This window comes from Nostoc sp. (assembly GCF_036916975.1).
Taxonomy (GTDB): domain Bacteria; phylum Cyanobacteriota; class Cyanobacteriia; order Cyanobacteriales; family Nostocaceae; genus Nostoc.
The window spans coordinates 14576-27287 of sequence record NZ_JBALFF010000037.1; the positions used below are offsets into that span (position 1 = coordinate 14576).

At 43.4% G+C, this 12712-nt stretch carries 11 protein-coding genes; 8 read left to right on the forward strand and 3 right to left on the reverse strand.

Annotated features, from left to right (window positions below; all coding sequences use genetic code 11):
• Positions 1 to 137: 137 nt before the first annotated feature.
• Positions 138 to 839: a Uma2 family endonuclease gene (locus V7K73_RS08125; RefSeq protein WP_334878812.1), complete on the forward strand. Its 702-nt coding sequence runs from the start codon at positions 138 to 140 to the stop codon at positions 837 to 839.
• Between the two features lie 7 nt (positions 840 to 846).
• Here V7K73_RS08125 and V7K73_RS08130 read toward each other — a convergent pair whose 3' ends face one another.
• From V7K73_RS08130 to V7K73_RS08140, 3 genes are all read right to left on the reverse strand, one after another.
• The gene (locus V7K73_RS08130; RefSeq protein WP_334878814.1) at positions 847 to 1977 is read right to left on the reverse strand and encodes a CO2 hydration protein; all 1131 of its coding nucleotides are present in this window, start codon (positions 1975 to 1977) and stop codon (positions 847 to 849) included.
• A 270-nt stretch (positions 1978 to 2247) separates the two neighbouring features.
• Positions 2248 to 3750 (reverse strand): NADH-quinone oxidoreductase subunit M, encoded by a 1503-nt coding sequence (locus V7K73_RS08135; protein ID WP_334878816.1) that lies wholly within the window; start codon positions 3748 to 3750, stop codon positions 2248 to 2250.
• A gap of 235 nt (positions 3751 to 3985) precedes the next feature.
• Positions 3986 to 5842: an NAD(P)H-quinone oxidoreductase subunit F gene (locus V7K73_RS08140; RefSeq protein ID WP_334878818.1), complete on the reverse strand. Its 1857-nt coding sequence runs from the start codon at positions 5840 to 5842 to the stop codon at positions 3986 to 3988.
• A gap of 659 nt (positions 5843 to 6501) precedes the next feature.
• Between V7K73_RS08140 and V7K73_RS08145 the strand changes: the two genes are divergently transcribed.
• From V7K73_RS08145 to V7K73_RS08175, 7 genes are all read left to right on the forward strand, one after another.
• Entirely contained in the window at positions 6502 to 6810 is a 309-nt protein-coding gene (locus V7K73_RS08145) for a carbon dioxide-concentrating mechanism protein CcmK (protein ID WP_190891121.1), read from the forward strand.
• Between the two features lie 96 nt (positions 6811 to 6906).
• Positions 6907 to 7251, forward strand: coding sequence for a carbon dioxide-concentrating mechanism protein CcmK (locus V7K73_RS08150; protein ID WP_039748664.1), 345 nt, complete (start codon positions 6907 to 6909; stop codon positions 7249 to 7251).
• A 7-nt stretch (positions 7252 to 7258) separates the two neighbouring features.
• The gene (locus V7K73_RS08155) at positions 7259 to 7561 is read left to right on the forward strand and encodes a EutN/CcmL family microcompartment protein (RefSeq protein WP_334878825.1); all 303 of its coding nucleotides are present in this window, start codon (positions 7259 to 7261) and stop codon (positions 7559 to 7561) included.
• A gap of 94 nt (positions 7562 to 7655) precedes the next feature.
• Positions 7656 to 9668, forward strand: coding sequence for a ribulose bisphosphate carboxylase small subunit (locus tag V7K73_RS08160; protein WP_334878827.1), 2013 nt, complete (start codon positions 7656 to 7658; stop codon positions 9666 to 9668).
• A gap of 187 nt (positions 9669 to 9855) precedes the next feature.
• Positions 9856 to 10638, forward strand: a complete 783-nt coding sequence (locus V7K73_RS08165; RefSeq protein ID WP_334878829.1) for a transferase — start codon at positions 9856 to 9858, stop codon at positions 10636 to 10638.
• Between the two features lie 57 nt (positions 10639 to 10695).
• Complete coding sequence (locus V7K73_RS08170) at positions 10696 to 11484, forward strand: BMC domain-containing protein (RefSeq protein WP_334878831.1); 789 nt, start codon at positions 10696 to 10698, stop codon at positions 11482 to 11484.
• Between the two features lie 244 nt (positions 11485 to 11728).
• Positions 11729 to 12670 (forward strand): LysR family transcriptional regulator, encoded by a 942-nt coding sequence (locus V7K73_RS08175; protein WP_334878833.1) that lies wholly within the window; start codon positions 11729 to 11731, stop codon positions 12668 to 12670.
• The last annotated feature ends 42 nt before the right edge of the window (positions 12671 to 12712 follow it).

Here is a 12712-nt window from a genome sequence, read left to right on the forward strand (position 1 = left end):
GTTCATCAGGAATGTATCTTTCTGACCGTATGATCAATCAAGCACTGGCATTAGTCGGCGAGTAGTAAGCGATCGCCCTTCTCTCTTCTTCCACTGCTAAACTAAAAAACAAACCTTACTACTGCAAAGGTAGCTTTATGACCTCTGCAACCGATCCATCCACCGCCCTTACACCGTTCCCAGACCATACGCAGCTACCAGAGTCTGATGGTACTTCCGTGAAAAACTTTCAGGAACATCCCCAAAGCATTCTCCTAACCGACTCGATTAAACCAATATTACAAAAACGTCATCCTGATGGTCAATACTGTATTGGTCAAGATAGCGGTATCTACTGGCGCATCACTGACCCCCCAGAAAAAGGCGCAGAAGCACCAGACTGGTTTTATGTAGGGAATGTACCACCTACTCTTGATGGACAAACGCGCAGGTCTTATGTATTATGGCGAGAGTTTATTGCCCCATTGATTGCCTTGAAATTTGTCTCTGGCAATGGTAGTGAGGAGCGAGATAAAACTCCGTGGAAGGGGAAATTTTGGATTTATGAGCAGGTGATTCGTCCTCCCTTCTACGGCATTTATGAAGTGAATAAAGCCAGTGTAGAAGTTTATCAATTAATTGGTGGACAATATCAGTTATTAACAGCAAATGAACGCGGACATTACCCCATACATCCTTTAGGAGTTGAGTTAGGGATTTGGCAGGGACAATATTATAATATGGAATTACCTTGGCTACGCTGGTGGGATTTGCAAGGTAATTTGTTGTTGACTGGTGAAGAAAGAGCCGATCGCTTGGCTGCACAATTGCGCTCTTTAGGCATCGAGCCAGAAGTCTAATCTTTACCTATTTATTCACCTCAAGCAACTGCGAAGTTTCTAACCGACTCATCCACTTCTCTAAATAAACTCGATTACCTTTTTGCTCATTTGGATCTTTACTATCCAAAGGATAAGGCATTAGTCCTAAAATCGTTGCTGTCGTCACGCAAAACATCGATTTTTGGAAACTCATGCAAATTTGTACCCGCAAATCATCTTCACCCCGAAGACTGCGACGATAAATTTCGTGCAAATACTCTGGAAGATAATGACGCATATCTTGCATTAACAAGGTGGGAGGAATACCCGCGCCGCCAATGGGCAAAGGATCTGCATACAATGCGCCATATTGAAATCGCGTTTGATCTGGGGGAATTTGATATCCTTGGGCGTTGTATGAAACTGTACCGTGAAAAGGAGTTCCCCGGAAGAATACTGCTTCTACATAAGGTATTGCTGTATCTGCTAAGAAGGTCAAACCAACACTTTTGGGAATGATTTCATAGACTTCACCCCTAATTTTGACAGCGTAGGTAATTGGGTTTGATGCATTTGCCACTAAGCCTGTTTTAATGTGTTCTACAACTTGCGAAATCGATTTTATTTCGCCTTGGTCGTAGCGGTCTGATAAGCTGAGGAACATATCAGCCATGACTCGCCAGAATTGACCTAAACCGGTGTAGTAAGCAGAGACGCGCAAGTGTTCTGTTAAAAAATCTGGAAACAGTTGGTTAATACCCAAAATTAAGGGATTATTTTTAAATTTCGCAGCGATAACGGCTTGCGCTCTTTCTTGAAATTCTTCTGTATCTAAATACGTATCTAGTCCGCCGCCACCATGCCACATCATGGCTTTCATGCAATACTCGGCATATTCAAAATTAATTCGGTTATGCCACCAGTGACGGAGTAATTTCTGAAAAGAAACCTCTCCATTAAAGTATTTAAAAAACGGGAAAAATATTAAAAATTGATGCTCGGCAATATAATTAAGATTTTTTGAGTAGGCATCTAAAACTACGCCATAGCTTTTAAGAATACCAACAACTTCCAGGACATTTTCTGGATTATCGGGGAGTAATGCCTCTCCTTTTTGCAGACGTTCAATATACTCAGCTAAGGGATTGTGAGTCCTTTTCTTTTTAATAGTTACCATTGCTATAGTAGTCCGCTTTGATTTTTGAAATTATTTGTGTAGGGAGTTTGGAGTTTGGGGTTAGGAGTTTGGAGTTAGGAGTTTGGAGTTAGGAGTTAGGAGTTTGGAGTTTGGAGTTAGGAGTTAGGAGTTAGGAGTTTGGAGTTAGGAGTTTGGAGTTAGGAGTTAGGAGTTAGGAGTTTGGAGTTAGGAGTTAGGAGTTTGGAGTTTGGAGTTTGGAGTTATTCTCCCTCATCTCCCTCATCTTTCTCATCCCCCATTCCCCATTCCCTAATCTTCATTGCCCACTTTATCCAAGGACACTGCTACTACTACGTTTTGGCTATTCACCATTGCTGTAATTGTTGGTTCAGTCCAGCGTGCTAACCAACCAGGTTGAATGCCGAAAATCACAATCAGCACAGCTAAAATTGCAGCTGGGGCGCGATCGCTCCAATACACTCGTGGTAAGTTGGTAACTTGTGCAGACAAACGTCCAAAAAAGGCACGGTTCAGGAGTATTAGGAAGTAAACCGCAGTTAAGCCTGTACCAATCATTGATAGCAGCGTTTGCACTGGAAAAACTGGGAAACTGCCTCGAAAAACTATGAATTCGGAAATAAACCCCAGCATTCCCGGTATCCCAGCGCTGGCCATAACTCCCACAACAATCAAGCTACCAATTACGGGCATACCCCGTTCTGGGTTCAGCAGTCCTTGGAGGACTTCTAAATCCCGGCTTCCGGCTTTTTTATACACAACTCCTACCAGCAAAAATAGCATGGCGGAAATCAAGCCGTGGCTAATCATCTGCATAACAGCACCCAACACACTTAATGGTGTGGAAGCCGCCGCCGCTAAAAGCACGTAGCCCATGTGTCCAATAGAACTATAAGCCACCATTTTTTTCATATCGGTTTGAGCGATCGCGCAGGATGCACCATACAATACACTCACTACTGCCCAAGTCGCTAACCAAGGAGCCACATAAGCCCAAGCTTCTGGTAACAAGTTCATCCCAAACCGCAGTAAGCCATAAGTTCCTAACTTCAACAACACTCCAGCCAACAGCACAGAAATTGGTGTAGAAGCTTCAACGTGAGCATCTGGCAACCAAGTATGGAAGGGAACTAAGGGAATTTTAATCCCGAAACCTACTAAAATTCCCCCTAGCAGTAAAAGCTGTGTCGCTAGAGGTAAAGTTGTCGTGTTCAACGTTGCTAGTGCAAAGCTAGAGGAACCACTCAGCCAAACCATGCCGAGGAAACTTGCCAAAATTAAGATTCCCGAAACGGCAGTATAAATGAGAAATTTTGTTGCAGCATAACCCCGCTTTTCCCCACCCCAAATGGCTATTAACAGATATAGCGGGATTAGTTCCAATTCGTAAAACAAGAAAAATAGCAGTAAATCCTGTGCCAGAAAAGCTCCAGTCACCCCAGCGCTTAATAATAATATCAAACAGTAATAAAATTTAGGACGCTGTAGGGATTCATCGCTGCTGTAGATGGCAATGCAAGTTAACAATCCATTCAAAACCAGCAGTGGCAAAGATAAACCATCTATTCCCACGTTATAGTTCAAGCCTAAAACATCTATCCAAGGGACAGACTCGGCAAACTGTTGAGTGATTTCCCCTGGATGGAACTGAATTGCTAGTATGATTGTCCACAAGAAAGCGATACTGGCAAAGACTAAAGCCACCCCACGGGCAAATTTCCCATTGATGCCAGAGGGAGAGAAACCAATTAAAGCTGCGCCGATTAACGGCACTAGAATTAAAACACTAAGCATAGACGGAATTCAGGTAAGGGGAGCAGGGGAGGCAGGAGGCAGGGGGCAGGAGGCAGGGGGCAGGGGGCAGGGGGAGATGAGGCAGATGAGGCAGATGAGGCAGATGAGGCAGATGAGGCAGATGAGGCAGATGAGGCAGATGAGGCAGAATAATTACTAACTCCAAACTCCTAACTCCTAACTCCTAACTCCTAACTCTTAACTCCTAACTCCTAACTCCTAACTCCTAACTCAATTAAAAAGGTAATTTATCTAGTAAACCCGATGACCAACTGATGAATAAACCCAGGACGCTGACAACCGCTAAGATCGTCAACATATAGCCTTGAGATTGCCCAGAAATGCTGTACTTTAAAGTTTGTCCGCCGAGAATCGTCGCAAAGCCAACCAAGTTGACTAGACCATCGACTAAATAGCGATCGCTCCAAGCAGAAACTTTAGATAGCAGTGCGACTGCACCAACCACCGTTAGGCGATAAACTCGGTCAATATAAAAATCATAACCTAACAAGTCCTGCACAAATCTCCAAGCCAAGATTCTGGATCTTGACCAAGCTTTGTGGAGATGAACTGTAGAACCTACACCTATCCCCACTACGGTAGAAGTAAACAACCCTAACGCCACATACCAATTAATACTTTCCCAATCTGGTAGCAAGTACCATTCCTGTAGCATCAGAGGCACAAGCAGAGTCAAGACTGTGAGAATCACCATTGGTAAGGCCATCTGCCAACCAACTTCTGGGGTGCGACGGGTTTTCTGTTGCGGTTTACCCCAGAATACTAATCTGAATACTCTGGTCAAATTTAATGCCGTCAAACCATTGACCAATAATAAAACCCCAATTACCCAAGGGCTAATATTCACAAAACCGTCAGCCCATGCTAACATTGCCCAAAAGCTTCCTAGTGGTAGCAGTGCTACCATTCCGGCTGAACCGACAACAAAGGCAGTGGTTGTGGCTGGCATCCTAGACCAAAGACCGCCCATTTCTGTTAAGTCTTGGCTTTGGGTAGTCAAGATTACTGAACCGGAACTCATGAATAATAATGCTTTAGCGAAGGCATGAGTTAACAGCAACATCAAGGCTACACCCCCTTGCTGTAACCCCACCGCCAAAAACACTAAGCCCATGTATGCACTGGTGGAATGAGATAGCGATCGCTTAATGTCAATTTGAGCTATGGATACTAATGTAGCCCCAATTGCTGTTACCGTTCCCATTACTACTAATACATTCAAGGCAACTGGCGACAGGGCTAACAATGGTTGTAGTTTATACAGTAAATAAGCACCACCAGCTACTACTAGTGAGTTTCTCATTACCGAGGCGGGATTTGGCCCTTCCATTGCCTCATCCAACCAAAGATGCAAAGGAAATTGGGCGCATTTACCAGCAGGCCCAGCAATTAACGCCAATCCCAGCAATGTTGATGTGATTGGGCTTAAATTAGCCGTTTGCGCCCACTCATATAAATCCGAAAAGTTCAAACTCCCAGCTAAGGTGGAAAGCGTCACTACTCCCATCAGCAGCAACAAGTCTCCCACGCGTTTGGTTAAAAACGCATCCCGCGCCGCCGTTACTACTAGCGGTTGAGCATACCAAAATCCCACCAGCAAGTAAGTCGAAAGCGTCAGCACTTCCAAAAGACCATAGCTGAAAAACAAAGAATCACTGATTGCTAAAGCACTCAGCGCTGCTTCAAAAAATCCCAGCAGCGCAAAAAAACGCGCCAACGACCAGTCTTTTTCCATGTAACCCAGAGCGTAAACTTGTGCAAGTAAGCTTAACCCTGTAATTAAAACTGTTGCCCCAATACTGACTGCTGAGAGTTCCAAGGCAAAAGATAAGTCTAAATCAGCAGCTTTAAACCACGTCACCAGTAACTTTTCTGGTTCTCTATCCCAGATAATGTTAAATACAAACAGGCTATGGGCAAAAGCCAAAACCGTCGTCAACAAGTTTATGTAGGCCGCAGGTCTTGGCCCGGTTCGCCGAATTATTCCTATTCCCCACGGCAACGTCAAAATTGCGCCTAATAAGCTATATAAAGGCACAAACCAACTTGTTGAAAATAGAAATTGATGCATTTAAATTTACCTTGATGACTCAGCCTTAATTTTAAAAAAGCTTTTATACAATTATTTATTTTACAAAATTAATTTAGCAGAAACATGAATATTTTTTACTCTTGTTTCAACTAAATCATCATAAGTATTTTTACTTTATTTGACCCTATTAAACTTCGATAAAATATAACTTTACACAGGTTAAAGCATTTACTTGCTTTAACCTCACCTTTGTTTTTACATTTCTATTTCTATTTTGAACAGACTAGTTTATACGATATATTTGAAAAAATTATATATTTTTCACTTAGTCCTTGTGCATATAGCCAAAATTGGCAGAACCTAGAGACAGCATAAGATACAGCCGCTTGTCCTCCCACCCCAGAAAAAATTACCCTTAGTTATGAATGTCGTTTTGTAAATGTGATAAAGAAATTATAAAGCATAAGTGGCTCCTCTAGGAATCAGTGAACTTTAATTGCTCAGGAGGACAGATAAATTTTTGTTAAGTTTTTTAAAACTTTATTATCATAAACTATTATAGTAATTTATATTGCCAGGAAGGCCAACCTTTCCTATGCTTAATTTGGAAGTGTTTTCTTAGCTATTAAGATAAAGCTCTCCCCGTCAAAAATTTCAAGCGACAGTACAGATTGGATTAATATTGTAGGAGTTCTGCGATGCCAATTGCAGTTGGGATGATTGAAACGAAGGGCTTTCCAGCAGTAGTGGAAGCTGCTGATGCGATGGTGAAAGCCGCCCGTGTGACTTTAGTAGGGTATGAAAAAATTGGTAGCGCTCGCGTCACCGTGATAGTTAGGGGAGATGTATCGGAAGTACAAGCTTCGGTAGCTGCTGGGGTTGAAGCGGCGAAAAGAGTAAATGGTGGTGAAGTCTTATCCACTCACATCATTGCTCGTCCTCACGAAAACCTAGAATACGTATTGCCGATACGTTACACAGAAGCAGTGGAACAGTTCCGTACCTAAAAGCTGTTTAAACAAAGTAATTAACACTCAAAACCTTTTTGAGCATCGCTTTCTTTTGTCCAGGGCTAAAAACAATAAAAAAGGGATAAAAATCTAATGTCAATTGCAGTAGGAATGGTTGAAACGCTAGGCTTTCCAGCAGTAGTAGAAGCTGCTGATGCAATGGTGAAAGCTGCCCGCGTTACTCTAGTAGGCTATGAAAAAATCGGCAGTGGTCGAGTTACCGTGATTGTTCGGGGTGACGTGTCGGAAGTGCAAGCTTCTGTGGGCGCTGGTGTTGAATCAGTGAAGCGAGTCAACGGCGGACAAGTGTTATCAACTCACATCATTGCTCGTCCTCACGAAAACTTGGAATACGTCCTACCAATTCGTTATACCGAAGATGTAGAGCAATTCCGGGAAAATGTAAATGCAATTCGTCCTTTCGGTAGAAGACCGTAATTAAAGAATGCAAGTCGCCAAAGTTCGCGGCACAGTAGTTAGCACCCAAAAAGATCCAAGTCTTCGAGGTGTCAAACTACTGTTGTTACAATTAGTGGATGAAGACGGCAACATCCTGCCAGAATACGAGGTAGCAGCAGATATTGTGGGAGCAGGAGTAGATGAGTGGGTACTTGTCAGTCGTGGCAGTGCCGCTCGTCAAGTTATTGGCAATGAACAACGGCCATTAGATGCAGTGGTAGTAGCGATCATAGATACCATTCACGTTGAAGATCGCCTCATCTACAGCAAAAAAGATCAATATCGTTAGTCAACAGTTAGAGAAGTGAGGAGTGAGGAGTGAAAAGTTACAACTGATAACTCCTAACTCATAACTCCTAACTTAATACAGGAGGAATCTCGAAATGGCAGTCCGCAGCACGGCGGCACCTCCAACCCCGTGGTCGAGGAATTTAGCTGAAGCCAAAATCCATGAAACAGCTTTTGTGCATCCGTTCTCTAATCTGATTGGGGATGTACATATAGGTGCAAATGTAATCGTTGCTCCAGGGACTACGATTAGAGCGGATGAAGGCACACCTTTTTATATTGGTGAAAACACTAATATTCAAGATGGTGTTGTGATTCATGGGTTAGAGCAAGGTCGAGTAATTGGCGACGATCAAAATAAATACTCGGTGTGGGTAGGTAAAAACAGTTGCATTACCCACATGGCTCTAATTCACGGGCCAGCTTATGTAGGGGATAATTCCTTCATTGGCTTCCGCTCTACGGTGTTTAATGCCAGGGTGGGTGCAGGTTGCATCGTGATGATGCACACTTTGATTCAAGACGTAGAAATTCCCCCAGGTAAGTATGTACCTTCGGGAGCGATCATTACCAATCAGCAGCAAGCTGACCGCTTGCCAGATGTGCAAGATCAGGATAAAGACTTTGCTCATCATGTGGTTGGGATTAATCAGGCGCTGCGAGCTGGTTATCTTTGTGCTGCGGATAGCAAATGTATTGCACCAATTCGGGATGAGAACACTAAATCTTACAAGGGTAATGGTGTTACTGTTTTAGAGCTAGAAAGGAGTAGTGAAGTGTCGAGCAATAGCTTGGGTGCAGAAACAATAGAGCAGTTGCGCTATCTATTGGAACAAGGATATAAGATTGGTACAGAACACGTAGACCAGAGACGGTTCCGCACGGGTTCTTGGACTAGTTGCCAACCAATTGAACCGAGATCGCTCGGTGAAGCGATCGCAGCATTAGAAAGCTGTGTAACAGGCCATAGTGGCGAGTATGTCCGCCTATTTGGTATTGACAAAGATAGACGACGTGTGTTAGAGAACATCATCCAACGCCCGGATAGTGATGTTAAAGCACCTACCAGCTTTAAGGCTCCGACTAATCGGGGTAATAGCAGTTATAGCAGCAGCAACGGGAATGGTAATGGTAACGGCTCTAGCAGTGGCAAAGTCAATGGTGAAACTGTAGAGCAAATCCGCCAACTTTTGGCAGGTGGTTACAAAATTGGCATGGAACACGTAGACGAACGCCGTTTCCGCACTGGTTCCTGGACTAGCTGCAAGCCAATTGAAGCAACTTCCATAAATCAAGTAATTTCCGGCTTGGAAGAATGTATAGAAAGCCATCAAGGCGAGTATGTGCGTTTAATCGGCATTGATACCAAAGCCAAACGGCGCGTATTAGAGAGCATAATTCAACGTCCAAATGGTCAAGTAGCCTCTTCTGGTAGTCAGAAATCATTTACTAGCAGTGGAACCTCTGGTACGAGTCCGGCAACAGCTACCAGCAACCGTTTGAGTACAGAAGTGGTAGACCAACTCCGGCAATTATTAGCTGGTGGGTATAAGATTAGCCTTGAACACGTAGATGAACGACGGTTCCGTACAGGTTCCTGGACTAGTACAGGTCAAATTCAAGCCTCCTCAGAAAGAGAAGCGATCGCAGGCGTAGAAGGGCATCTTGGCGAATACCAAGGGGAATATGTACGCTTAATTGGTATTGACCCCAAAGCCAAGCGGCGGGTATTAGAGAGCATAATTCAACGTCCAAATGGTCAAGTAGCGTCCTCTGGCACTCAGAAATCATTTACTAGCAATGCACCCTCTGCTACTGCAACAGCAACAGCAACAGCTACCAGTACCCGCTTGAGTACTGAAGTAGTAGGCCAACTCCGACAATTATTGGCTAGCGGCTCTAAAATTAGCCTTGAACACGTAGACCAACGGCGGTTCCGTACAGGTTCGTGGACTAGTACTGGTCAAATTCAAGCCTCCTCAGAAAGAGAAGCGATCGCAGCCGTAGAAGGACACCTTGGGGAATACCAAGGAGAATACGTGCGCTTAATTGGCATTGACCCCAAAGCCAAGCGTCGGGTATTAGAAACGATTATCCAACGGCCTTAAAAAGTTAGGAGTTAGGAGTTAGGAGTTAGGAGTTTGGAGTTAGGAGTTAGGACAATTCATAACTCTATACTTAAAATTTATAACTCCTCACTTTTAATCAACTCCTCACTTTTAATCAACTCCTCACTTTTAATCAACTCCTAACTCCTAACTCTCTATATTTCCGGCTTCCGAGGTTAAAATTTCCATGTCTGTGCTGTCACTGCGCCTCAGCAATAACTTTGATTCTTACATTAGTGGTGAGGTGACTGTTCATCCAAGTGCAGTACTTGCACCTGGGGTGATCCTGCAAGCGGCTGGAAACAGCAAGATCATCATTGGGCCAGGGGTCTGTATTGGCATGGGAGCAATTCTCCAAGTCCATGAAGGAACCTTAGAGGTAGAAGCAGGCGCAAACTTGGGAGCCGGTTTTTTGATGGTTGGCAAAGGCAAAATTGGAGCAAATGCTTGCATTGGTTCAGCCACAACAGTTTTTAACTGTTCAGTTGAACCTGGACAAGTAATTGCAGCTGGTTCGATTTTAGGAGACACCAGCCGGCGAATTGCTCAAACAGCCCAAATAAAGGAACCAGAACCATCCCCGAATAACCCAGCTTCTACAAGTGCAGCACCAGAGAAGGAAGAGGAAAATGGCTCAGGGAGAGTTAAGGAAAAAGAAATTTCCTCAACTAAATTCTCCGCTTCGGCTTTTGTGGATTTTAAACAAAATAAGTCGATTTCTTACTTTAAATCTCCCGCCACTCCAGAAAGCCAGCCTCCTCCTGTAGAGAAACCCGCCAATAATGCTGACTCCACGTTGCAAGAAGCCGCCCAAGAGTCTACAGAAGATGACTCAGACCCCAATCAGCTAACCACAGAATCTTCTAACGGTTTCGGGACTCAAATTTATGGGCAAGGGAGCATACACAGACTGTTGACTACATTGTTTCCCCATAGACAATCCTTGAGCGACCCAAACTCTGACGTTTAGTCTGAGTAAGTGTTAATTGTAAGTTGTCAGCTTTGTGATTATCTGGGAAAGTTCATAATGGAAACATCTAATCAACGGTCTATGAATACCATGCATGGAGCGAGTAGTCAAGAAACCTTTCAGGATACTGCTTTGGGTTTAGTTTCTACCCGCAGCTTTCCAGCAATAGTTGGGACGGCGGATATGATGCTCAAATCAGCAGGAGTTCACCTAATTGGGTATGAAAAAACTGGTAGCGGGCATTGTACTGCGATCGTCCGGGGTGGAATTGCTGACGTGCGTCTTGCCGTAGAATCTGGTGTCCAAACGGCTGAACAGTTTGGTCAGTTGGTTTCTAGCTTAGTAATTCCCCGACCTTATGCCAACCTAGATATAGTACTTCCCATCACAACCCGTTTTACTAAATTGATGGAACAGGGGAATTACAGCCGTCTGAGTAACCAAGCAATTGGTTTGGTAGAAACGCGAGGATTTCCAGCGATGGTAGGCGCATGTGATGCCATGCTCAAAGCTGCTGATGTTCATTTAGCAGCTTATGAAAAAATTGGTGCGGGATTGTGTACAGCCATTATTCGGGGTTCGGTAGCAAATGTAGCAGTAGCAGTGGAAGCGGGAATGTTTGAGGCAGAACGCATTGGAGAATTAAATGCAGTAATGGTAATTCCCCGACCGTTAGATGAAATGGAGCAAACTTTGCCATTAGCAAGCTGCTGGATAGAAGAACGCGAACCGTTAAACTTACCAGTGAATATTAAAGAACAAGTTGCCGAAATTGAGGTACTAAGATTACCAGATTTAACCAAGCTACCAACAAAAGTTGCAGAAGAATTATGGAATGATGAATGATGATAAATGAATTTGGGAAAATCATCATTCATCAAGAATTGGAAGGAATCTTACGCTTTTCTTGTTGTTCTGATAATAGCTTCTTGAATCCATAAATAAAATACCTTTATTTTAATAGAAGTAATAGAGTTTTATCTATAATATATAAAACTCATAACTTTCTATGAGCATTGCGATAGGATTTGCAACTGTTCAGTAATACTAGTTTTATATCGATCAATAGCTATATACAGGAGAACCACCTTTGAAGCAAGCGACGCTGCATCAGTTAAAGGTATTCGAGGCGGCAGCACGGCACAGTAGCTTTACTCGCGCTGCTGAGGAATTGTTTCTCACTCAACCTACCGTTTCGATGCAGATCAAGCAACTAACAAAATCGGTAGGGTTGCCATTATTTGAGCAAGTGGGGAAGCGGTTGTATCTCACCGAAGCCGGACGAGAATTATTTGCTACTTGTCGGCAGATTTTTGAAAATATAGCCCAGTATGAAATGAAGGTAGCAGATTTAAAAGGGCTAAAACAGGGACAATTACGTTTAGCAGTGATTACAACAGCAAAATATTTTATTCCACGTTTGTTAGGGCCGTTTTGCGAACTTTATCCAGGGATTGATATCTCGCTGCAAGTAACAAATCACGAACAAATCTTGGAAAGGATGAGTAATAATCTGGACGACTTATATATTATGAGCCAAGTTCCAGACAATATGGATGTGACTTGTGAACCATTTTTAGAAAATCCTTTGATAGTCTTTGCACCAGTTAATCATCCGTTATCCAAAGAAAAAAATATTCCGATCCAACGCCTGTCTAATGAACCTTTTATTATGCGGGAACCAGGTTCAGGAACTCGTCGCGCCGTCCAAAGTCTATTTGAAGAACAAGGGGTTATAGTAAAAGTCAAGCTGGAATTGGGAAGTAACGAAGCAATTAAACAAGCGATCGCAGGTGGTTTAGGAATTTCTGTTTTATCCCGTCATACCTTACTATTAGACGCTTCCGAGTTTAGCATTTTAGATGTACAACACTTCCCCATTCACCGAAATTGGTACATGGTTTACCCATCTGGCAAACAGCTATCGATCGTCGCTCGTGCCTACTATGATTATCTCCTAGCTGCGGCAAAGAATTTTGTACAGCAAAACGCTGATCCTGCTTCTAGTACCCTTGAACCAACTAACGGATAATTCGTAATTACGAATTACGAATTACCTCAAGGGGTTGACGGG

What these genes read in the sequence shown, in the direction of transcription:
- V7K73_RS08125 (WP_334878812.1), top strand. Translation starts at nt 138, where the DNA reads ATGACCTCTGCAACCGATCCATCCACCGCCCTTACACCGTTCCCAGAC.
- V7K73_RS08130 (WP_334878814.1), bottom strand. Translation starts at nt 1,977, where the DNA reads ATGGTAACTATTAAAAAGAAAAGGACTCACAATCCCTTAGCTGAGTAT.
- V7K73_RS08135 (WP_334878816.1), bottom strand. Translation starts at nt 3,750, where the DNA reads ATGCTTAGTGTTTTAATTCTAGTGCCGTTAATCGGCGCAGCTTTAATT.
- V7K73_RS08140 (WP_334878818.1), bottom strand. Translation starts at nt 5,842, where the DNA reads ATGCATCAATTTCTATTTTCAACAAGTTGGTTTGTGCCTTTATATAGC.
- V7K73_RS08145 (WP_190891121.1), top strand. Translation starts at nt 6,502, where the DNA reads ATGCCAATTGCAGTTGGGATGATTGAAACGAAGGGCTTTCCAGCAGTA.
- V7K73_RS08150 (WP_039748664.1), top strand. Translation starts at nt 6,907, where the DNA reads ATGTCAATTGCAGTAGGAATGGTTGAAACGCTAGGCTTTCCAGCAGTA.
- V7K73_RS08155 (WP_334878825.1), top strand. Translation starts at nt 7,259, where the DNA reads ATGCAAGTCGCCAAAGTTCGCGGCACAGTAGTTAGCACCCAAAAAGAT.
- V7K73_RS08160 (WP_334878827.1), top strand. Translation starts at nt 7,656, where the DNA reads ATGGCAGTCCGCAGCACGGCGGCACCTCCAACCCCGTGGTCGAGGAAT.
- V7K73_RS08165 (WP_334878829.1), top strand. Translation starts at nt 9,856, where the DNA reads ATGTCTGTGCTGTCACTGCGCCTCAGCAATAACTTTGATTCTTACATT.
- V7K73_RS08170 (WP_334878831.1), top strand. Translation starts at nt 10,696, where the DNA reads ATGGAAACATCTAATCAACGGTCTATGAATACCATGCATGGAGCGAGT.